This window comes from Nocardioides flavescens (assembly GCF_009823805.1).
In the GTDB taxonomy this organism is placed as follows: Bacteria; Actinomycetota; Actinomycetes; order Propionibacteriales; family Nocardioidaceae; genus Nocardioides; species Nocardioides flavescens.
Genome location: NZ_WUEK01000003.1, coordinates 151,172 through 172,060, shown reverse-complemented (window position 1 = coordinate 172,060; position 20,889 = coordinate 151,172). Strand labels below are relative to the sequence as shown.

At 74.6% G+C, this 20,889-nt stretch carries 18 protein-coding genes; 5 read left to right on the top strand and 13 right to left on the bottom strand.

Features of this window, described 5'->3' with window-relative positions; translation table 11 throughout:
- Positions 1 to 20: 20 nt before the first annotated feature.
- Genes recD through GRQ65_RS05925 form a run of 4 tightly spaced genes read right to left on the bottom strand, consistent with a single transcriptional unit; the run spans position 21 to position 9,062 of the window.
- Positions 21 to 1,841: an exodeoxyribonuclease V subunit alpha gene (gene recD / locus GRQ65_RS05940; RefSeq protein ID WP_160876178.1), complete on the bottom strand. Its 1,821-nt coding sequence runs from the start codon at positions 1,839 to 1,841 to the stop codon at positions 21 to 23.
- On the bottom strand, positions 1,838 to 5,239 hold the full coding sequence (locus GRQ65_RS05935) for a UvrD-helicase domain-containing protein (protein ID WP_337191516.1): 3,402 nt from the start codon (positions 5,237 to 5,239) through the stop codon (positions 1,838 to 1,840). Before GRQ65_RS05935 ends, recD begins: the two co-directional genes overlap by 4 nt.
- The gene (gene recC, locus GRQ65_RS05930; protein WP_160876176.1) at positions 5,236 to 8,526 is read right to left on the bottom strand and encodes an exodeoxyribonuclease V subunit gamma; all 3,291 of its coding nucleotides are present in this window, start codon (positions 8,524 to 8,526) and stop codon (positions 5,236 to 5,238) included. Before recC ends, GRQ65_RS05935 begins: the two co-directional genes overlap by 4 nt.
- A gap of 44 nt (positions 8,527 to 8,570) precedes the next feature.
- Positions 8,571 to 9,062 carry a PGPGW domain-containing protein gene (locus GRQ65_RS05925; protein WP_160876174.1) on the bottom strand — a complete coding sequence of 164 codons (492 nt, stop codon included), beginning with the start codon at positions 9,060 to 9,062 and terminating at the stop codon, positions 8,571 to 8,573.
- Positions 9,063 to 9,214: 152 nt separating this feature from the next.
- On the opposite strand from GRQ65_RS05925, the gene GRQ65_RS05920 reads away from it, so the two are divergent.
- Entirely contained in the window at positions 9,215 to 9,730 is a 516-nt protein-coding gene (locus tag GRQ65_RS05920) for a hypothetical protein (RefSeq protein WP_160876172.1), read from the top strand.
- Here the strand turns inward: GRQ65_RS05920 and GRQ65_RS05915 are convergent.
- A complete protein-coding gene (locus tag GRQ65_RS05915; RefSeq protein ID WP_202387668.1) occupies positions 9,688 to 11,073 on the bottom strand; it encodes an MFS transporter in 1,386 nt (461 codons plus the stop codon). The two genes, GRQ65_RS05920 and GRQ65_RS05915, sit on opposite strands and share 43 nt — an antisense overlap.
- 155 nt (positions 11,074 to 11,228) lie before the next feature.
- Between GRQ65_RS05915 and GRQ65_RS05910 the strand changes: the two genes are divergently transcribed.
- On the top strand, positions 11,229 to 12,065 hold the full coding sequence (locus GRQ65_RS05910; RefSeq protein WP_160876170.1) for an adenylate/guanylate cyclase domain-containing protein: 837 nt from the start codon (positions 11,229 to 11,231) through the stop codon (positions 12,063 to 12,065).
- On the opposite strand, the gene GRQ65_RS05905 is transcribed toward GRQ65_RS05910, so the two are convergent.
- Entirely contained in the window at positions 12,007 to 12,372 is a 366-nt protein-coding gene (locus GRQ65_RS05905) for an antibiotic biosynthesis monooxygenase (protein WP_160876168.1), read from the bottom strand. The genes GRQ65_RS05910 and GRQ65_RS05905 overlap by 59 nt on opposite strands.
- Positions 12,373 to 12,442: 70 nt before the next feature.
- Between GRQ65_RS05905 and GRQ65_RS23845 the strand changes: the two genes are divergently transcribed.
- Positions 12,443 to 13,060: a TetR-type transcription factor C-terminal domain-containing protein gene (locus tag GRQ65_RS23845; RefSeq protein WP_160876166.1), complete on the top strand. Its 618-nt coding sequence runs from the start codon at positions 12,443 to 12,445 to the stop codon at positions 13,058 to 13,060.
- 10 nt (positions 13,061 to 13,070) lie between these two features.
- On the opposite strand, the gene paaE is transcribed toward GRQ65_RS23845, so the two are convergent.
- Genes paaE through paaA form a run of 5 tightly spaced genes read right to left on the bottom strand, consistent with a single transcriptional unit; the run spans position 13,071 to position 16,800 of the window.
- The gene (paaE, locus tag GRQ65_RS05895; protein ID WP_337191515.1) at positions 13,071 to 14,147 is read right to left on the bottom strand and encodes a 1,2-phenylacetyl-CoA epoxidase subunit PaaE; all 1,077 of its coding nucleotides are present in this window, start codon (positions 14,145 to 14,147) and stop codon (positions 13,071 to 13,073) included.
- Between the two features lies 1 nt (position 14,148).
- Positions 14,149 to 14,631: a 1,2-phenylacetyl-CoA epoxidase subunit PaaD gene (gene paaD / locus GRQ65_RS05890; protein WP_337191514.1), complete on the bottom strand. Its 483-nt coding sequence runs from the start codon at positions 14,629 to 14,631 to the stop codon at positions 14,149 to 14,151.
- An 8-nt stretch (positions 14,632 to 14,639) separates the two neighbouring features.
- Complete coding sequence (gene paaC, locus GRQ65_RS05885) at positions 14,640 to 15,482, bottom strand: 1,2-phenylacetyl-CoA epoxidase subunit PaaC (RefSeq protein WP_160876164.1); 843 nt, start codon at positions 15,480 to 15,482, stop codon at positions 14,640 to 14,642.
- Positions 15,479 to 15,772 carry a 1,2-phenylacetyl-CoA epoxidase subunit PaaB gene (gene paaB / locus GRQ65_RS05880; RefSeq protein WP_160876162.1) on the bottom strand — a complete coding sequence of 98 codons (294 nt, stop codon included), beginning with the start codon at positions 15,770 to 15,772 and terminating at the stop codon, positions 15,479 to 15,481. The genes paaC and paaB overlap by 4 nt, the downstream gene beginning before the upstream one ends.
- Positions 15,769 to 16,800, bottom strand: a complete 1,032-nt coding sequence (gene paaA, locus GRQ65_RS05875; protein ID WP_337191513.1) for a 1,2-phenylacetyl-CoA epoxidase subunit PaaA — start codon at positions 16,798 to 16,800, stop codon at positions 15,769 to 15,771. The genes paaB and paaA overlap by 4 nt, the downstream gene beginning before the upstream one ends.
- A 115-nt stretch (positions 16,801 to 16,915) precedes the next feature.
- On the opposite strand from paaA, the gene GRQ65_RS05870 reads away from it, so the two are divergent.
- Positions 16,916 to 18,277, top strand: coding sequence for a TrpB-like pyridoxal phosphate-dependent enzyme (locus tag GRQ65_RS05870; protein ID WP_160876159.1), 1,362 nt, complete (start codon positions 16,916 to 16,918; stop codon positions 18,275 to 18,277).
- Between the two features lie 41 nt (positions 18,278 to 18,318).
- Here GRQ65_RS05870 and GRQ65_RS05865 read toward each other — a convergent pair whose 3' ends face one another.
- Entirely contained in the window at positions 18,319 to 19,695 is a 1,377-nt protein-coding gene (locus GRQ65_RS05865; RefSeq protein WP_160876157.1) for a hypothetical protein, read from the bottom strand.
- Positions 19,692 to 20,030, bottom strand: coding sequence for a hypothetical protein (locus GRQ65_RS05860; protein WP_160876155.1), 339 nt, complete (start codon positions 20,028 to 20,030; stop codon positions 19,692 to 19,694). Before GRQ65_RS05860 ends, GRQ65_RS05865 begins: the two co-directional genes overlap by 4 nt.
- 513 nt (positions 20,031 to 20,543) lie before the next feature.
- Between GRQ65_RS05860 and GRQ65_RS05855 the strand changes: the two genes are divergently transcribed.
- Positions 20,544 to 20,840 (top strand): hypothetical protein, encoded by a 297-nt coding sequence (locus tag GRQ65_RS05855; RefSeq protein ID WP_160876153.1) that lies wholly within the window; start codon positions 20,544 to 20,546, stop codon positions 20,838 to 20,840.
- Positions 20,841 to 20,889 lie beyond the last annotated feature (49 nt).

The window sequence follows — 20,889 nt, the reverse complement described above, 5'->3', positions numbered from 1 at the left end:
GAGACTAGGCGATCTCGGTGTCACCCGTGTTTCGCCGTCCGCTGGGTGAGGCGCTGGCGCAGACCGGTCGCACGCAGCGCCCGGCGCTCCACCGCGGCCCGCACGTCGTCGGGCGAGCCGACCACGACCACGCGCTCCACCGCCCGCGTGATCGCGGTGTAGAACAGCTCGCGGGTCAGCAGCCGCGACTCCGGCGGGGGCAGCAGGACCACCACCGTGCCGGCCTGGCTGCCCTGGCTCTTGTGGATGGTGAGGGCGTGCATGGTCTCCACCTGCGAGAGCCGGCTCGTCGCGAGGTCCAGGCGCCCGCCGCTCGAGGCGACGGCCGCCCGCAGCGCCTGCGGACCGCGGTCGCCGGGAGGTCGCACGACGACGCCGACGTCTCCGTTGTGGACGCCGAGGCCGTAGTCGTTGGCGGTCACCAGCACCGGGCGGCCGGCGTACGACGAGGACCAGAGCGGCTCGCCCGTCTCCTCGGCGAGCCAGCGCTCGACCTGCGCGTTCCAGTGGCGCACGCCGAACGGCCCCTCGCGGTGGGCGCACAGGAGCCGCTGCTGGTCGAGCAGGCGCAGTGCCTCGTCGGCGCGACCGGCCTCGGCGGCGCGCAGCACCGCGAGCGCGTGGGGCGCGACGAGCTCGCGCACCCGGACCGCCGAGTCCGTGCCGTCGCCCGGGGCGACGAGCTCGACACCCTCCGCGCCGGCATCGAGCAGGGCGACGGCGCGCTCGGCGTCACCGCTGCGCACCGCCTCGGCCAACTCTCCGATGGTGTGCCCGAACCGGTGCGACGTCTCGAGCCGCACCACGCCGAACGGCTGCTGAGGGACGCGCGCATCGACGAGGTCGGCGAGCACGGCGCCCGCCTCGACGGAGGCGAGCTGGAACGGGTCTCCGACGAGGATCAGTCGGCTGGTCGGGCGCACGGCCTCGAGCAGCCGGGCCATCATCGTGAGCGAGACCATCGAGGTCTCGTCGACGACGACGACGTCGTGGGGCAGTCGGTTGTCGCGGTGGTGGCGGAAGCGCGAAGACGTGTCGGGCCGTGGGCCGAGCAGCCGGTGCAGCGTCACCGCGCGCAGCCCGGTGAGACGTTGCTGGTCGGCGGCGGGCAGGGCCGCGACGCGCTCCTGCACGGCCTCCTGCAGCCGGGCCGCGGCCTTGCCGGTCGGGGCGGCGAGCGCGATCCGCAGCCGCGGTGACCCGTCGAGCTCGGCGCGCTCGGCCAGCAGGGCGAGCAGACCGGCCACCGCGGTGGTCTTGCCGGTGCCCGGGCCGCCGGTGAGCACGCTCGTGCGGTGGCGGAGCGCGACGCGCGCGGCGGCGCGCTGCTCGTCGTAGCCCTCGCGCTCGAAGACCCGGTCGAGCGCATCGTCCAGCCACGCGTCGTCGGGCGCCGGGTCGGACGAGTCGTCGACCGCGGGCCGGGCGAGCAGGTCGTCGCAGACCTGCTCCTCCTCGCGCCAGTAGCGGTCGAGGTAGAGCAGCCGGCTGCCGTCGGCGGCGGCCAGCACCCGCAGGGCGGGGGTCTCCCCGGTGCTGAGCGGGCTCGCCTCGACGGTGTCGAGCCACGCCTCGGGCTCGGGCCACGGCAGCTCGGAGAGCAGCGGGTCGGCCACCAGCCCGACGAGGTCGACGCAGACCGAGCCGCCCCGCACACCGCGCACCGCGCAGGCCACCGCGAGCGCGACGGCCGGGTCGTCCTCGCCGGCCAGCTCGCACAGTCGCTGCGCCACGTGCACGTCGGCGGCGTCGAGCACCTCCGCGTCGTTGAAGGTGCGCAGGAGCCCGGTCGCGGACGCGGCGAGGCGCCACGCGTGCGGGTCTACGACGGACTCGGTCACAGGGCACCGTCCGGGTGACCGTCCAGCAGGTCGGAGAGCGCGGTGACCAGCGCGGCCGGTGGCAGCCACGAGAAGACCCCGGCGGGGTGGCCGTCGACCTCGGGCGTCTCGGGGCCGCACATGCCGCGGACGTAGAGGTAGAGCACGCCGGCGAGGTGGGTCGCCGGGTCGTAGCCCGGCTGGCGCCAGCGCAGGTAGCGGTGCACGACCACGACGTAGAGCAGCGCCTGGAGCGGGTAGTCGGAGTGCAGCATCGCCTCGACCAGCCGGTCGCGGGTGTACGCCGCGGCCGTGAGCGGCTCGTCGGAGGGGCCGAGCCAGTTGGTCTTGTAGTCCGCGACGAGGTAGCGCGGACCGTCGGGGGTGCGCAGCCGCAGCACGACGTCGATCGATCCGGAGAGGTAGCCACGCAGGCTCTGCCCGCCGAGCCCTGGTGCGAGCAGGCGGTCGGCGTAAGGCCGCAGCGGATCGCCGGGCTCGAGGTGGCGGCGCAGCAGGTGCCCGACGTCGGCGAGCGTCACCTGCCCAGAGGAGTCGGCCCCGGAGGAGTCCGCGCGGTCACCGCCTGCCAGCGGGATCTCGAAGTCGAGCTCGCAGAGGCGGTCACCGAGCGGCGTCGTGCCCAGGGTCCGGCCGCCGGCCAGCGGGCCCAGCGAGGTGTGGTGCAGGGGGACCAGCGCGGCGGCGAGCGCGGTCGAGGACGCCTCGACCGACCAGTTGGCCCGCTGCTCCTCGACGTGGCGGAGCAGCTCGTCCTCGAGGTCGGGGGCGTCGGGGTCGGCGACCTCGAGGACACCGTGCACCAGCGAGCCGAACGTCGCCCCGACGGGGAGCTCGGCCATGGGCGAGGCCACGGTGGGCTCGGCCCCGGCGACCAGCTCGAGGACGCCGTCGCTCGACCCGTCGGTCACCTCGTCGGCGACCCCGGCGACGAGCTCGTCCTCGCGCACGGACAGCTCGGGCTCGGAGGTGACCCCGGCGGCCTCCTCGGCCGCGCGCACGAGGCCGGAGTAGGAGGTGCGCCGCCACTCGACGTCGATCGCGCGGTCGAAGTCGCGGGCGCGGAGCGGTCCGCTGATGGCCGGGGGGACGGGGTGGGCCGGGGGCGTCCCGTGGGTGGCGATCTCGACGCTGGGACCACCGGCCCGGTGCCAGGCGCGCAGCCCGCGTTCGACGTCGGCGTCGGAGATGCGCTGGCGCTGGTCGTCGAGCTGGGCGGGCACGTGGGCCTGACCGGGACGGCGACCGCGCAGCAGCCGGGACAGCCCGCCGTTGACCTCGTCCCACGACGGGGCCCACCAGACGACGACCTGCGACTGGGCGCGGGTGAGGGCGACGTAGGCGAGCCGGACGTCGTTGCCGGCCTCCTCCTCGCGCCCGCGCTCCTCGACCGCGCGGCGCCCGGGCTGCTGACGTCCGCCGATGTCGAGGCAGCGCGCGCCGGCCTCGTCGTGGAAGAGGACCGTCTCGCGCGGGCGCACGTAGCGGTTGAAGGCGAAGGGGAGGTAGACGACGGGGTACTGCAGCCCCTTGCTGACGAAGACGGTCATGATCTGCACCGCCTCGGCGTCGCTGTCGAGGCGCCGGTTGCGCTCGGTGGCGCCGGCCCGCTCCTCGCGCTGGGTGCGCAGCCACTGCAGCAGTGCCGGCAGGCCCAGGCCCTCGCGGTGCGCCACGTCGTGGAGCAGCTGCGTCAGGTGCTCGACGTCGGTCAGCAGCCGCTCGCCGCCCTGGCACGAGAGCACCCGCTCGGCCATCCCGGCGACGTAGGCCGCCTCCAGCACCGCGGCCACGCCGCGCGCCCGGGCGTGGTCGGCCCAGCGCCGCAGGGTGTCGGCGACCGAGTCGGTGAGCGAGTCGGTGACCAGCCCTCCGGCGACACGGTCGTCGGCGATCTCCGCGACCGTGTGGCCGAAGAACGACGTCGCGGCGGCGGCTCGCACCAGCCCCGCGCGGTGCGGCTGCTCGAAGGCCTCCAGGAGGCACTGCCAGTGCTCGGCCGCGACCGAGGAGAAGACGTCGGTGTCGCCGGTGTAGACCGCGGGCACCCGCGCCTCGACGAGCGCGTCGCGGACCGCTCGCGCGTCGACGTGGGTCTCGACGATGACCGCGACGTCGCCGGCGCGCACCGGCCGTCCGTCGTACGTCGCGTCGGAGGCGAGCAGCCGCTGCACGTCGAGCGCCAGGTCGGTCGCCACCCACGGCCGCAGCTCGGGCATCGCGATGGTGCGGTGACCGCGGACGCCGAAGGTCTCGCGCTGCACCAGGCGCAGCCGGAACGGGTCGGGCTCGGGCGCGCCCTGCATCCGGCTGCCCTCGCGGCGGGCGACGACGGGGCGCACGACGATCTCGTCGTGGCCCAGCGCGGCGCCCTCGAGGACGGCCCCCACCCGCTCGACCAGCGGGGCGTCGGAGCGGTGGTTGGTGTCGAGGCTCAGCAGCGTGTCGGCGCCGGCCCGGGCCCGCAGGTAGGTCGCGACGTCGCCGCCGCGGAAGGCGTAGATGGCCTGCTTGGGGTCGCCGATGAGCACGAGCGTCGCGGCGCCGGCGAAGGCGCGCTCGATGACCTCCCACTGCACCGGGTCGGTGTCCTGGAACTCGTCGACCATCACCACGCTCCAGCGGCGGCGCATCCGCTCGCGCGCCGGGGCGTCGGGCGCCTCGAGCGCGACCGCGAGCCGGCCGAGCAGGTCGTCGAAGCCCACGATGCCGAGGAGCCGCTTGCGCCGCTCCAGCTCGCGGAGCACGTCGTCCGCGAACGCTCGCCTCGTGCCGGCCGGCGAGTCCGGGTCGGGGTCGTCCGGCAGGAGCCGCACCCGGGGGTTGGCGACGACGGTCGCCGCGAGCTCACTCGCCTCGGCGCGGGTCAGCGGCGGCGCGTCGCGCTCGTCGCCGAAGCGCTGGAGGTAGAGGTCGTCGACGACCTCGCCGAGCAGCTCGCCGAGGTCCTCGCGCAGCTCGACGCCCGCGTCGGTGTCGCCGGCGACGCCCAGCGAGCGCAGCACCAGGTGGCAGAACTCGTGGGTGGTGGCGATGGTGGCGGCGTCGAAGCCGGCGAGCGCGTCGCGCAGGCGCTCGAGGCGCAGGGCGCGCTCGGCCTCGTCGCAGTCGAGCAGGTGGTCCAGCAGGGTGTCGTCGGAGCCGGCCGCGCGAACCGGGTCGGCGAGCGCCTCGGCGACCTCGACCAGCCGATCGCGGACGCGTTCGCGCAGCTCCTGGGTCGCGGCGCGGCTGAAGGTGATCAGCAGCATGTCGTCGAGCGACGCCGCACCCTCGGCGACGTAGCGGGCGACGAGGCCGGCGAGCGCCCAGGTCTTGCCGGTGCCGGCGCTGGCCTCGAGCACCGTGGTGGTGCCCGCGGCCGGCAGGGGGTCGCGCATGTCGAAGGTCGTGCTCACACCGGCCCCCGCTCACTGCGCAGCAGCGGCAGCCACAGGCGCTCGGCGAGCGGCACCATCGCGGGCAGCAGCTCCTCCAGCGGGGTGCGCTCGCCCCAGACCCGCACGACCGCCGGGTCGGCGTCCTCCCCCGGGTAGCGGTCGGAGCGCCACTTCTTGAGCGCCTCGGGCAACGGGTCGACGCCGACGTGGACGGCCTGCGCCCAGGCGAAGCTCGTCTTGAGCGGCAGCGGCAGGGGCGCGCGACGGCCGTCGTCGTAGAGCTGGACGAGGTCGCGCAGCAGACCGAGCGGCTCCTCGACGGCGGGCCCGAGGAGGCGCTCGGCGGCCTGCGGCCCGCGCGGCGCCCGGCCGACCGTCAGGGCGGTCCAGTTGTGCTCGGGGTGGCCCGCGGCGAGCACCAGCAGCCGCACCCACGACTCCAGCAGGTGCTTGCCGTCGAGGCGGGAGTAGCCCACGGCGACGAGCCGGTCACCGTAGACCGGGGTCACCGTGCCGGTCACGCGGCGCCCGCCGGGCAGCTCGATGTCGACGTCGCGTGCCCGCGGCTGGACCTGGCGGTGGGTGAGGGCGGCACGGGCGAGGTTCATCGCGGTCTCCCGCACCTCGGTCGCCTTGCGCCAGCCGAGCTGACCGGGCGGCAGCGCGCCTCGGCGCCACTCGATCGCGCGGGCCTGGTCGGGGTGGACCAGGCGGAGCATGTCGTCGAGCATCCGGTCGCCCACGCCCCAGGTCTCCAGGGCGTCGATCTCGACGGGCATGGCGTCGCTGACGCCGTCGACGTCCCAGGGCAGCGTGAGGTCCAGGGCCCGGAAGAAGCCCTTGACCGGGTCGCGGAAGAAGGTCACGAGCTCGGCGAGCGAGACGTCGTCGAGCACCGCCGGGACCGGCAACGGCTCGGGCAGGAAATCCGGCGGCGCCGGCCGCGGGCCGAGCGCGACGCGGGCGGCGGCCCCCATCTGCGGGTCGAACGTGAAGGGCCCGGGCGCGCCGAGCCGGCCCGGCTCGACGTTGCGGGGGTCGAAGCGCTGCAGCGGGTGGTCGACGACCACGCGGCTGCGGACCGGCTCCTCGGTGGTGCGGTCGAGCGCGTCGAGCAGCTCGCCGAGGGGTACGGCGGGCGGGCGCGGCTGACCGCTGTGGGCGTCGCGACCGGTGAAGGTGACGACCAGGCGCTCGGTCGCCGAGCCCACGGCGTCGAGGAGCAGCTGCCGGTCCTCGGAACGGACGTCGCGCTCGCCGGTGACCGGGGTGCGCGCGAGCACGTCGTCGCCGTCGACGGAGCGCTGGCGGGGGAAGGCGCCGTCGTCGAGGCCGAGCAGACACACGACGCGGTGCGGCACCGAGCGCATCGGCACGAGGGTCGCGACGGTGAGGCTGCCGGCGCGGAAGTTGGCCCGGGTAGGGCGGGCCGCGAGGTGGTCGTCGAGCAGGGCCCGGACGTCGCCGAGACGCATCGCGCTGTCGTCGCGGCCGGCGGCGTCGCGGGTGGCCCGGGCGAGCTCGCGCTGGAGCTGCCCGACCTGCCAGGCGTCGGCGCGGGAGACCGAGGTCAGCGCGGCCACGCCGTCCTGCAGCGCGGCGAGCCACTCGCGCAGCGGGCGGGTGCCGCTGAGGCGGTCGGTCGTCTCGACGAGCCGGTCGAGCAGCTCGGCGAGGCGCCCGGCCAGCTCGACGCGGTGGGAGCCGACGTCGTCGAGCGGCAGTGCGGTGCCGAGCCAGCCGCGCGAGTCGTCGGAGAGCGCCACGCCGACGAGCACGCGGTCGAGGCCGAAGCGCCAGGTGTTCTGCAGGTAGCGCAGGCCGAACGGCTCACGGTGGGCCGCGTCGAACCCCCACCGCACGCCGGCCTCCCGGACCCACGTCGTCAGCGTGTCGAGGTCGTCGTCGGTCAGCGCGAACCGGTGTCGGACGGGCCCGGACTGCACGAGGTCGAGCACGTCGCTCGCGCTCGCCCGGCCGCCGCCGAGGTCGAGCAGCCGCGAGGCGACCTCGAGGAGCGGGTTGGTGCCCGCCAGCCCGCGGTCGGCCAGCTGCACCCGCAGCCGGTGCGCCGGGTGGCTGCCGCTGATGACGTCGCCGAGACCGAACGCCGCCGAGACGAGGGGGGCGTAGCGCTCGACGTCGGGACACATGACGAGCACGTCGCGCGGCTCGAGGGTCGGGTCGTCCTGCAGGAGTCCGAGGAGCACCTCCCGCAGCACCTGCACCTGACGAGCCGGGCCGTGGCAGGCGTGCACCTGCACGCTGCGGTCGTCCCCGGCGAGCCGTCGACCGGCGGGTCGGACCTCGTCGGCCCGGAGGTCGGACTGGAGCCAGCCGAGCAGGGTCGCCCGCACCTCGGGCTCGGGGCCGACGGCCTCGTCCACCGCGACGCCCCCGGTGAGCTCGCCGAGGCCCCGCTCGAGCTCGCGCTGGTCACGCCCGAGCGAGGCGAGCAGCGGGTGGCCGACGCGGCGGTGGCTCAGGTCGTCGTGCCGCGGGACCGGGTCCCGCAGGTCGCGCAGGCGCCGCCACAGCGCGTCGCTGGGGTGCGGGAGCCACAGGTGCAGCTCGTGGTGGCCCGCGAGGGCGAGGAGGAGCTCGATCTCGGTGCGCGGCAGGCGCGTGTGACCGAACAGCGAGACCCTCTCCGGCAGGACGCTCGGGCCCTCGGCCAGCCGGTGCAGCGTCGAGGCGTGCCGCTCGTGGGGCAGCTCCGCCACACCCGACGCGGTCGCCTCCGCCGCGACGGCCCGCCACAGGTGGGGCTGCCAGGCGAGGTCGGCGTCGACCACGCCGCCGATCCCGTCGCCCGAACCACCCTCCGACCAGTCGGCGAGCACCTGCGGCCGCTGGGCGGCGTACGCCGCGAACAGCCCCGCGAGGCGGCGCGCGACGGCGTAGCGCCGGGCGCGGCGGAACTCCGCCTCGTCCCCGGTGTCGAGGTGGCCGAGGTGGCGAGCGAGCGTGCCGGCCCAGGGCTCGTCGAGGCAGCGGTCGAGGACGGCGAGCACCGGCCAGGCCAGCCGGTCGGCACCCCACGGGTCGTCGTCGCCGGTGCCGGTGAGCTCGGCGACCAGGGAGCGGGGCGATCGGAAGTCGACGCCCGCCGTCACGCCGTCGGCGCGGCCCGGGCTCGTGCCGAGGCGGTGGCTCAGCCGCTGGCTCAGCCACCGCTCCATCCCACGCGCGGAGACCAGCACCAGCTCGCGCTCGAACGGGTCGGCCTGCGGGCTCGACAGCAGCTCGCCGAGGGCGTCGGCGAGGAGGTCGGTCCGCGGGGCGCGGTGGAGGTGCAGCACCACGGCGCCGACCCTATGCGGCGCCGCCGACACTCACCGATCGCGGCTCAGCGGCCGAAGAAGCCCTCGCGGTCGTCGTCGGCGTCGGCCTGCTGCTCGATGCGACGGATCTCCTCGGGCTTGCCGTGGAAGCGCCGGTAGGACCAGATCAGCAGGCCCACCGCCACCACGGCGGAGGCGAACTGCGTGATCGCGGTGGCCTTGCCGCCCGGCAGCCACCAGCGCTCGGAGAGGGGGTACCACTCCGGCATCGCGGGCCGGACGTACCACAGCACGCCGGCGGCCACGAGCAGCACGATCCCGAGGCACGTCGCGACGATGCGGGGCCAGGTCTCGACGGAGTTGGCGGCGCCCTTGAGCGCCTCGCGCTTGATCGGCTCGACGCGGCGCTCGGCCCACTCGTACTGCTGGCTGAGCACGACCAGCCCACCCGCGAGCATGAGCAGCCCCGGCCCCGGCAGGATCAGCGCGGCGATGCCCGCGACGACGAGCAACCAGCCGACGACCTCGACGCCGACCCGCTTGGCCGCACCCTTCATGCCGAGAGCATGGCAGGTCCGCCCAAGACGGGCCCCCCGCGGTTCGGAACCTCACCCGAACGGGTGGATTCGAGGAAGTCCACGGAAGACGGCCGCGGTGCCGTCCTACCGTTGGCAGAGGAGGCGGGGGGCTTCGATACCAGGGGGTCGACGTGTCGTCAGCGCAGTCTTTCCGCATCCGCAGCGTCCAGACGGGACCTGCTCTCCGCATCGTCGATCCGGGCCTGCACCCGCGTCATCCGCGCCAGGTGGCGCACCGCGCCTTCATGGCGCCGCTCAGCACGACCTGGTTCGCCGAGGGCGAGGTCGAGGACGTCCTGGGCTACCTGCTGCCGCTGCTGGGTCTGACCGCAGAGCGGCTGCGGCGCACCCGCTCCGGCTTCTCGACCAGTGCCGACCGCTCCGTCCTGCTCGTGGGGCTCGAGCAGGACCGCTTCGCCTCGATCACGGCGGTGGGCTCCCACGGCGGCTCGGGCCGCATCGACGTCGCGGTCGCCCGGGAGAACGACGAGCGACGCCGACGGCTGCTCGGCGGCGACGACCCGGGCCACCCCACCGTGACCGCCCGCGTGCGGCGCGGCGTCGTGGAGTCGGTCTCGGCCGGCAGCACGGACTGGTTCGTGCGCTACGTCGCCGGCGCGGAGGTCGCCGCCCTCGACGGTCGCTGACCCGTCCCGGCGACCCGGGCGCGGCGGGCGACCACCACGCTCACGCCGCCGACGACGGTCGTCGCGGCGAAGACGGCCGCGAACGGCGCCCACTCGGCCTCGGTGCCGACGGCCGCGAACAGCAGCCCCGTCACCGCGACCGCGGTCGAGCCGCCGACGGCGTCGGCGATCGACATCGCCGACGTGTGCGCCCCCTGGTCGGCCGGGGTCGACGCGGCGAGCACCAGCGCGCTGATGCGGGGGTACATCAGCCCCATCCCCGCACCCGCCAGCACCCACGCGGCGACCACGAGCCACGGCGTGAGGTGCGCCCAGGCGGCGACCAGCTCGCCCGCGATGCCCGCCCACAGCAGCACCGATCCGAGCTCGAGCGCCCGGACGTGCTCCAGGCGCGCGCCGAGCCGCGCCTGGAGCTGCGAGGCGGCGGCCCACCCGATCGCCCCGACGGTGAGCGTGATCCCCGACAGCCAGGTCGGCAGGTCGTAGTGCTGCTGGAGGAGGTAGGGCAGGTAGATCTCGGTGGAGAAGAACGTCGCCGCGATGACCCCGCGCAGAGCGATCACCGACGGCAGCCCGCGGCGCGCGACCAGGGTGCCGGGCGGCAGCAGCGGGCGCACCGCGAGGACGACGACGAGCAGCGTCAGCCCCGCCCCGACGTACGCCGTCACGCCGGGCGCGCGCCCGGCCCGGTCGAGTCCGACGACGGCGAGGGCGACGACGACGGCGAGCAGCAGCCGGGCCCCCGTCGCGGCGGCGGCCGGCTCCGGCGCGTCCTCGAAGCGGCGCAGCGCGGGCAGCACCGCGGCCAGGGCAGCCAGCGCGAGCACGACCACCCCGAGGAAGACCCAGCGCCAGCCGACGGTGTCGGCGACCACCCCCGCGACCGAGGGACCCACCATCGAGGGGATCACCCACGCCGCTGCGAACGCCCCGAAGATGCGCGGGTGGTCGACGGGGGCGTAGAGACGCGCGACCACGACGTACAGCGACACCACCATCGCGCCCGAGCCCAGTCCCTGGGCGAACCTCGCCAGCACGAACAGCTCGATGCCCGGCGCCAGCCCGGCGAGCAGCAGCCCCGTCGCGAAGACGGCGACGGCGCCGAGCAACGGGCGGCGGGGACCGCTCCGGTCAGCCCAGAGCCCGCCCGCGACCATGCCGACGACGCTCGCGGCGAGGGTGGCCGAGAAGGCAGCGGAGTACCACGACCGGCCGTCGAGCTCGGCGCTCACCGTCGGCATGATCGTCGTGACCGCCAGCGACTCGAACGCCCCGAGGAACACCAGCCCGACCGTGCCGATCGTCGCCCAGCGGTAGCGCGCCGAGAGCAGGGACGTCGTCACCACCCGAGGCTAGGTGACGCCTCCGCGCCCACCTCGGGGTGGTTTCGAGACGGCCGTTGCACGACCTCCTCGCCAACGGCTCGTGGATCACGCGGTGGTCGAGGCAGGACGAAGTCCTGTCTCGAGACCACGGCCCGATCTGCCAGCATGACGAGGTGGGTACGACGGGGGTCGCGCTGTTCGTCGTCGCGGTCTGCGTCGAGGCGGCGCTGGTGGGGACGTTCCTGACGCTGTGGCTGGTGACCCGCGGTCGCCTGGCCCGCACCCGTCAGGAGCTCGCGGCGGCGCGCGACCGCACCGGGCGCACGCGGCGTCCGAGACGCCTCGTGCCCAAGCCCGAGGAGGCCGTGAAGGCGGTCTGGGAGACCGCGGCGCTGGTGCGCGAGAAGGGGATCGGGGGCGCCCTGCGCTCCTCGATCGAGGACCTCGCCGGGTGGGCCCAGGTCGAGCGGCCGGCGCTGCGCCTGCTGGCCGGTGAGGACGGCAGCGTCTCGATCCTGTTCTCCGACATCGAGGGCTCGACCGAGCTCAACGAGCGGCTCGGCGACCGCGAGTGGGTGCGGCTGCTGGCGCGCCACGACGCGGCGCTCCGCTCGGCGATCGAGCGGCACGGCGGCCACGTCGTCAAGACGCAGGGCGACGGGTTCATGGCGGCGTTCGCCCGGCCCGAGGCCGCCGTCCGCGCGGCGGTGGCGGTGCAGGAGGCGTTCGAGAAGGGTCGCCGCGGGGGCCGGGCCGCGGTGCTCGTCCGCATCGGCATCCACCACGGCGACGTCGTGCACCGCGACAACGACATCTTCGGTCGCAACGTCGCACAGGCGGCGCGCGTGGCCGCCCTGGCCGAGGGCGGCGAGATCCTCGTCAGCGACACCGTGGCCGCGGCCATCGAGGACTGCCCGGACCTGGCCCTGGTCGACGAGCGCGAGGTGCGGCTCAAGGGCCTGTCGGGCTCGCACCTGGTCGCGGCCGTCGACTGGCGCGGGGCGTCGTAGCGGGGACGTGCGGCGTGTCTCGCGCCGCCACGATCCGCGGCACCATCGGTGTCGCGAGGAGCCCCACCAGCGAGTCGACGACCTCCGCGGCGGTCGGGCCGGCCAGGTGGCGGCGCAGGGCCGCCTCGCTGTCCCACTTCGTCAGCACCACCACGGGCCCGTCGGGACCCCGGTCGTCGATGAAGTACGAACGGCAGCCGACGCGCAGGGCGAGCACCCGCTCGGAGTTGCGCCGCAACTGGTCGACGAGCTCCTCCCGACGGCCCTCGACGGGCACCAGGTCGACCACCACCACGACGTACGACACCCCACCACCCCTCGGTCAGGCTCATTTTGACGTACGGCGGGGCGTGGGCGACTCACCCTAGGCTCGAGCCGTGGTGGAGGACACAGCGCCGGCGCGGCGGGGGCGGCCCGGCCACGACCGGGCCGCGGTCGTGGCGGCGGCGATCGCGCTGTTCAACCGCAAGGGCTACGACGCGACCTCGGTCGGCGACCTGGCCGCCGAGCTGGGCGTGACCAAGTCCGCGGTCTACCACCACGTGGAGTCCAAGGAGTCGCTGCTCGCCGAGGCGCTCGACAGCGCGCTCGGCGGGCTGGAGGACGCGCTCGTCGAGTCCCGCGAGCAGGACGGTGCGGCCCACGAGCGGCTGCGCCGTGTCGTGCGCCGCTCGGTCGAGGTGCTCGTCGAGCGACAGCCCGCGGTGACCCTGCTACTGCGCGTGCACGGCAACTCCCCGACCGAGCGCGACGCCCTGCGCCGTCGCCGGCGCATCGACGCGGAGCTGGCCGCCCTGGTCGCTGCGGCCCGGGACGAGGGCACGCTCCGCTCGGACCTCGATCCCGAGCTGGTCAGCCGGCTCGTCTTCGGCATGGTCAACTCGCTGGTGGAGTGGTATGCCGCCACCGGGAGCCTCGACGCCGACACGCTGGCCGACACGGTGGTCACCCTGACGTTCGAGGGCCTCGACGCCCAGACGCCTGAACCGTCTTAGGAGGCTGCTCCTAGGCGTCGAAGTCGACGGTGACCGCGTCGCCGACGGGGAACGACTGGCACGTCAGCACGGCCCCGGCCTCGACCTCGGCGGGGTCGAGCGCGTGGTTGCGGCGCATGTCGACCGCGCCCTCGACCACGCGCGCCCGGCAGGTGCCGCACACTCCGCCCTTGCACGCGAACGGCAGGTCGGCGCGCACGCCCATCGCCCCGTCGAGCACGGTGCGGTCGCGCGGCAGCGCCGCGGTGGTGCGCACCCCGTCGAGCACCACCGTCACCCGGGTGGTGGCGCCCGCGGGCACGGCAGCGTCGCGCCGCGGCTGCGGCGGCGGCTCGTCGACGTGGAACAGCTCGAGGTGCACGCGCTCCTCGGGCACGCCGAGCTCGGCGAGCACCGCCCGGGCGTCGGTCACCATCGCGTGGGGACCGCACAGCCAGACGTGGTCGTACGCCGCCGCGGGGGTGACGCTCGTGAGCAGGCGGCGCAGCCGCGCGGCGTCGAGCCGTCCCGAGAACAGCTCGACGTCGCGCGGCTCCCGCGACAGCACGTGCACCAGCTGGAGCCGGGTGCCGTGGCGGTTCTTGAGGTCGGCGAGCTCCTCGGCGAACATCACCGACGCGCTCGTCCGGTTGCCGTAGAGCAGGGCGACGTGCCCCCCGGACGCCAGTGCGCTCGCGGCGACCGACAGGGTCGGGGTGATGCCGGAACCGGCGGCGATGCACAGGTGCCGACCGCCCTCGAGCAGCGCCGGGTCGGGGCAGAACCGCCCGCTCGGACGCTGCACCTCGACCTCGTCGCCTTCGCGCAGCCCACGCACGAGCCACGAGGAGACGACCCCGTCGGGCACCTCGCGGACGCCGACCCGGGGACGGGTCCCCGCGGGGGCGCAGATGGAGTACTGCCGCCGCTGCTCGACCCCGTCGACGCCCGGACGCCGGATCGTCAGCGACTGGCCGGGCACGAAGGCGAACTCGGCGGCCAGGGCGTCGGGGACGTCGAAGGTGACCGCCACCGCGTCGTCGGTCAGCCGCTCCACCTCGGCCACCCGCAGCCGGTGGAAGGCACGCGCGACGGTCGCGGTCACCACCTCAGACCTCCTTGACGTGCGGGAACGGCTCGCCGCAGTCGCGGCAGCGGTAGAGCGCGGTGCACGCCGTGGCGGCGTACTCGGAGGTGAGCTGGGTGTGCGCCGAGCCGCACCGCGGGCAGCGCAGCGCCCGGGCGGTCGGCAGCAGCCGCAGCGGCACCGGACCCTCGTGCGCGGGGGCCGGGCCCGGCGCCGAGACACCGTGCTCGCGCAGGGCGGCGCGGCCGCGCTCGGTGATCCAGTCGCTCGACCACGCCGGCGCCAGCGCGACCTCGACCCGCGCCGTCCAGCCCGCAGCGGCCAGGTCGCGCACGACGTCGTCGCGCATCGCGGCCATCGCCGGGCAGCCGGAGTAGGTCGGGGTGAGGGTCACGACGACCTCGCCGTCCCGCTCCTCGACCCCGCGCAGCACGCCCAGGTCGGCCAGGGTGAGCATCGGCATCTCGGGGTCGCGGACGGCGCCCGCGATCTCTGCGGGAGTCACGGTGGGCGTCACCAGACCCCCAGCGGGTGGGCGCGCGCCACCGACTGCATCTCGGCGAGCAGCCGGGTCAGGTCGTCGGTGTGCCGGGGCCCGTCGTACGGCGCCACCGCGGGACGCTCGACCGTGCTTACGGCCAGCAGCTGGTCGAGCACCACCTCGGCCTCGGCCCGCGCCCCGTCGAGGTCGTAGGCCCGCGCGAGCTCGTCGTGCAGGGGCCAGAGCGCGCGCAGACCCTCGAGCAGCCGCCGGCGCGACTCCTCGGTGCCCTGGGCCAGCACCAGGAACCACCGCCCGGCGTGGTCGCGGTGGTAGGCGAGCTCCTTGACGGCCTTGGCCGCGACCGCGGCGAGCACCGGGTCGGGGTGCTCGACGAGCCGCTGGAACGCCGCGAGGCGGACCGTCGCGAAGACCGCCAGCCGTGCGATCGTATGCGCGAAGTCGCCGTTCTCGACCTCGACGAACCGCGCGCAGTGCCACGCGTCGGGGTCGCGGAAGAAGGCCAGCGCGTCCTCGGGCAGCGCGGGCGAGCCCGCCGGGAGGCCCGGCACCAGCCGCCCGACGAGTCCTGGGTCGGCCGCCGCGGCGCGGGCCAGCAGCAGCCGGGCCTGACCGAGCAGGTCGAGTGCGACGTTGGCCAGGGCGATGTCGTCCTCGAGGTCGGGGGCGTTGCTGCACCACTCGCTGAGCCGGTGCGCGAGGACCAGCGCGTCGTCGCCGAGGGCGAGGCAGAGCTCGGCGAGCCCGGTCGCGTCCACGCCCTCGGGCACCCGGGTGTCGACCCCGGCGAGCACGTCCTCGGGGTCGGGCGCGGCGCCGAAGGCCCAGGGCGTCTCGGCAGACGTCTCGCTCACAGGTGCGGCACCCCCTCCGGCACGTCGTAGAACGTCGGGTGGCGGTAGACCTTGTCGCCCGCCGGGGCGAAGAGCGGGTCCTTCTCGTCGGGGCTCGACGCGGTGACCGACGCCGCGGGCACGACCCAGATCGAGACGCCCTCGCCGCGTCGGGTGTAGACGTCGCGAGCGTGACGCAGTGCCATCTCGGCGTCGGCGGCGTGCAGCGAGCCGACGTGGACGTGGTTGAGACCCCGCTTGCCGCGCACGAACACCTCCCAGAGCGGCCACTCCCGCTCCTCGCCGCTCACGCCTCGGCTCCGTGGTTTCGAGACGGTTGCTGCGCAACCTCCTCAACCACCGTCCCGGTGGTTGAGGAAGGACGAAGTCCTGTCTCGAAACCGCTCGCCTGCCGCGCGGCGTACGCCGTCGCCGCCTCGCGCACCCAGGCGCCGTCGTCGTGGGCGCGGCGGCGGTGGGCGATCCGCTCGGCGCTGCACGGCCCGCCGCCCGAGACGACGCGAGCGAGCTCGTCCCAGTCGGGCTGGCCGAAGTCGTGGTGCCCGCGCTCGGCGTTCCACCGCAGCTCGGGGTCGGGCAGCGTGACGCCGAGGGCCTCGGCCTGCGGCACGGTCATGTCGACGAAGCGCTGGCGCAGCTCGTCGTTGGTGTGGCGCTTGATGCCCCAGGCCATCGACCGCGCCGTGTTCGGCGAGTCGGCGTCCGGAGGGCCGAACATCATCAGCGCCGGCCACCAGAACCGGTCGACCGACTCCTGCACCATCGCCTGCTGCTCGTCGGTGCCGCTCATCATCGTCAGCAGCAGCTCGAAGCCCTGCCTCTGGTGGAACGACTCCTCCTTGCACACCCGCACCATCGCCCGGCCGTAGGGGCCGTACGACGTGCGGCACAGCGGCACCTGGTTGCAGATCGCGGCGCCGTCGACGAGCCAGCCGATCGTGCCGACGTCGGCGTAGCCGAGCGTCGGGTAGCTGAAGATCGAGGAGTACTTCTGCCGGCCGTCGAGCAGCATCCGGGTCAGCTCGGCGCGCGAGACGCCGAGGGTCTCGGCGGCGGAGTAGAGGTAGAGCCCGTGGCCGGCCTCGTCCTGCACCTTGGCCAGCAGGATCGCCTTGCGGCGCAGCGACGGGGCGCGGGTCAGCCACGCGCCCTCGGGCTGCATGCCGATGATCTCGGAGTGCGCGTGCTGGGCGATCTGGCGCACCAGCGTCCTGCGGTAGCCCTCGGGCATCCAGTCGCGCGGCTCGATGCGGTCGCCGCGGGCGACGACGGCGTCGAACCCCTCCTGCAGCTCTTGCAGCTCCTGGGTGGTGGTCACCGGCACCTCCAGATTTACTGACCGATCGGTCTGCAATCATCCCACCGGCGGCGGCCCTGGACAACCCGTGGACATCCGGTGGCGCCCCTCGGGCCCCGTGGTGAGGATGAGCCGCATGACGACCGAGCGCTCGACGTTCCTGCTGGACGAGACCCAGATCCCGACGCAGTGGTACAACGTCGTCCCCGACCTGCCGGAGCCCCCGCCGCCGCCGCTGCACCCGGGCACCCACGAGCCCGTCGGCCCCGACGACCTCGCCCCGCTGTTCCCCATGGCGCTCATCGAGCAGGAGGTCAGCACCGAGCAGTACGTCGACATCCCGGGTGGCGTCCTCGACGTCTACCGCATCTGGCGACCCTCGCCGCTGGTGCGCGCCCGGCGCCTCGAGCGGCTCCTCGACACCCCGGCCAAGATCTTCTTCAAGTACGAGGGCGTCTCGCCCGCCGGGTCGCACAAGCCCAACACCGCCGTGCCGCAGGCCTGGTACAACCATCAGGAGGGCGTCACCCGGCTCACGACCGAGACCGGTGCCGGTCAGTGGGGCACCTCGTTGGCCTTCGCCACCGCGCAGTACGGCATGGACTGCGAGGTGTGGCAGGTCCGCTCGTCGTACGACCAGAAGCCCGCGCGCCGCACGATGATGGAGATCTACGGCGCGACGCTGCACGCCAGCCCGAGTGAGCTGACCGAGGCCGGCCGCACCATCCTGGCCGAGCACCCCGACTCCCCCGGCTCGCTGGGCATCGCGATCTCCGAGGCGGTCGAGGCGGCGCTGCAGCGCGACGACACGCGCTACGCCCTCGGCTCGGTGCTCAACCACGTGCTGCTCCACCAGACCGTGATCGGGGAGGAAGCACTGCTGCAGATGCAGCAGGCCGAGGCCACCCCCGACGTCATCGTCGGCTGCACCGGCGGCGGCTCGAACTTCGGCGGCCTGTCGTTCCCCTTCATCCGCGAGAAGCTCGCCGGCCGCATGGACCCCGTCATCCGCTGCGTCGAACCCGCCGCGGCGCCGAGCCTGACGCGCGGTGAGTACCGCTACGACTTCGGCGACGCCATCGGCATGACCCCGCTGATGAAGATGCACACGCTGGGCCACGGCTTCATCCCCGACCCGATCCACGCCGGCGGTCTGCGCTACCACGGCATGGCCCCGCTGGTGAGCCACGTCTACGAGCTCGGCCTGGCCGAGGCGGAGTCGATCGGTCAGCTGGAGTGCTTCGAGGCCGCGCTGATGTTCGCCCGCACCCAGGGCATCGTGCCGGCCCCCGAGCCGACCCACGCCATCGCCGCGGCGATCCGCGAGGCCCGCCGCTGCAAGGAGACCGGCGAGTCGAAGACGATCCTCACCGCGCTGTGCGGCCACGGTCACCTCGACATGGCGTCCTACGAGTCCTACCTCACCGGCCGCATGCAGGACCTGGACTTCCCCGAGGAGCAGCTCACGGCAGCGTTGGCGGCCGTCCCCACCCTCTGAGCAGAGGCGGGGCCGGCCGCCGGCCGGGCGTCAGACTGATGTCAGTCGATGACGCCCGGCTGCGCGTCGCTGTCGTCGATCCAGTCCAAGCCGTCGTCGAACAGGTCCTGGGTCGAGCCGCGCTTCTCGTCGTCCTTGCGGCGGCCGTTGCGCCCGCCCGCACCGGCACCGCTGCGCGAGCCGGCCGCTCCCTTGGAGCCCGCCGCACCGCGCGAGCCACGGGAGCCGGCGGAGCCGCGGGTGCCACCGGCACCACGGGCACCCCCACGGGTGCCCCCGGCGCCCGCACCGCCGCGCGTGCCACCGGCACCGGTCCCGGCACCGCCGCGGCCGAGCACCGAGCCCGAGCCGCCGGCGCGCGAGGTCGCACCGATGCCACGGACGCCGTTGGCCGAGAGGCTGCCGCGGCCCCCGATCCCGGCGGTGCCGTTGAGCCCGCTCACGCCGCCCATCCCGGCCATGCCGGCGAGACCACCGGCCACACCGGCCGCGGAGACACCACCGACGACACCGCCGGCGGCGTTGCCGAGGCCACCGCTCGAGCCGGGGCTGCCGATGACCGGCGCGCCGGGACCGGTCACGCCCGGGCCCTGCGGCGTGCCCAGCGGCGTCGACGGATCGACACCACTCGGCCCGGTCGGGGTCGGGGTGACCGGGGTCGGGTTGGGCGGGATCAGCACCGGTGGCTGCGGAGGCTGAGGCGGGAACACCGGCGGATGCGGCGGCCACGGGGTGGGGCCGGTCGGCTTGATCGGCCCGACCACGTGGGCGTTGTTGCCGGGACCCTGGGGCGTCCCGGTGGAGCCACCACCGCCACCAGAGCCACCAGTGCCGCCGCCACCCCCGCCGCCACTGCCGTCGTCCTGCTTCTCACCGTGGATCTTCTGGAAGACCGCGGCCTGGGTGTCGTGGTTGGACTGGAGGTTGTCGATCGCGGCCTGCGCGTCGGACTCGGCGGTGCTCATCGCCGAGTTGTAGTTGCTCATCGCCGTGTCGTAGGCCGCCTGCTTGGCGACGTCCTGGTCGGTCGAGGGGCCCGGGGACGGGGTCGGCTTGGTCGGCATCGCACCGGGCACCGTGGCCGCGATCGCGTCGTGCCGCTTCTTGGCCGTGCGAAGCGCGGATGCAGCAGCTTGAAAGGCGAGGGCGCCGTCCTGCATCTCCTTCGACTTCTTCTTCATCGACTCAGCGGTCGTCTTGAAGGATGCTTTCGCGGCCTCGGCGGTGTCACCGTTGACGCCGGTGAACTCCGCGCCGGTCGAGCCCTCCATCTCCTGGACCTTCAACAGCAGCTCCATGTGGACCTGGTCGAGAAGGACCGAGCCCTGGTTCCACTCGGCGTAGGCGGCGTCGAGGGCGTCGGGGTCGCCCGCCTCGACGAAGTCGCGCAGCTTGTCGAGGCTCGGCGGGCGCGTCACTGCCCGTCCTCCGCGCTGGTGCCCGGCACCACGCACTGGCTCGGGGAGGCGAAGGTCGGCGCCTGGCAGGCCTCTGCCTGGTTGAACTGCTGCTGCAGCTCGGTGGTCGTCGCGACCTCGACGTCCTCCGCTCGACGGCTCATCTCGTGGAAGCCGGCACGGTAGTGCTGCAGGCCGGCCGCCATGTCGCTGAGGGCCGTGCGTACGTGGTCCTTCGCCTTGTCGGCGTCGGACGCACAGGCGACGCTCGACGGAGAACTGCCGAAGGCCCGCTTGCCGACCGGCTGCGGCTGTGTTTCCTCGAGCCTCTGAGACGAGGTGTCGAGATAGTCCATGATCTGTTCGACCAGCGGTTGGCTGAATCCGAAGTCCGTGAGAAGCACCGGAGGGCCCCATCCTTCCGAGTAAAGCGGTTGCTCGTGCCGGCGACCTCTACCCAACCGAGCGGCTGTGAAAACTGCAAGCCGGCCGCACTGCCGGCTACCGTGGAGGAGGTGCTGCAGTCGAACAAGGTCTCCGCCGGCGCTCGACTGGTCGTGGCCGGAGCTGCCGCTCTGGCCCTGACGTCCTGCTCGTCGAGCGACGACGACGCTCCGGACGAGGCTGCGGCATCCGCATCCGTCAGCCCCTCGTCGAGTCCGAGCGCCGGCCCGTCGGAGGTCCAGACCAGCGCCACCGCGAGCGTCCCGGACAGCCCGTCGACGGAGTCCTCCGACACCGCTGCGACAGGCCCCCTGATCGCTGTCGGCACCGCCAGCTTCCGTGCCCCCGACGGCTGGATCGAAGCCGGCGGCATCTCCACTCAGCAGAACAGCGCTCGCCGGCCCGGCGGCGGAGGAGTGATCACGGTGAGCGACATGGAGAGCCTCGGATCGGCCGTGGACACGCTCGCCCAGGTCACTCTCGAGAACGCCCCCGAGGGCGCGACCCGCCTGCCCGACACCGCCCTCGGCGACGACGGCACCGTCGCGGCGCAGCTCACCTGGAAGGAGGGTGGCAACACCACCGTCAGACTCATCGCCACCCGCGCCGGGCGCACCATCAACCTCGCCTTCACCCTCCGCCCGAGCGACCTGAGGGCCGACCCCGACCTCGTCGAGTCGGTCCTCGCCTCCTGGCAGTGGGTCGCGGGCGGGCCGTCCTGACCTCCCGCCGCCTGCCGGTGCCGCTGTCGGCGACATCGCCGGGACGGCA

What these genes read in the sequence shown, in the direction of transcription:
- GRQ65_RS05925 (WP_160876174.1), bottom strand. Translation starts at nt 9,062, where the DNA reads ATGAAGGGTGCGGCCAAGCGGGTCGGCGTCGAGGTCGTCGGCTGGTTG.
- GRQ65_RS05870 (WP_160876159.1), top strand. Translation starts at nt 16,916, where the DNA reads ATGACGACCGAGCGCTCGACGTTCCTGCTGGACGAGACCCAGATCCCG.
- GRQ65_RS05860 (WP_160876155.1), bottom strand. Translation starts at nt 20,030, where the DNA reads ATGGACTATCTCGACACCTCGTCTCAGAGGCTCGAGGAAACACAGCCG.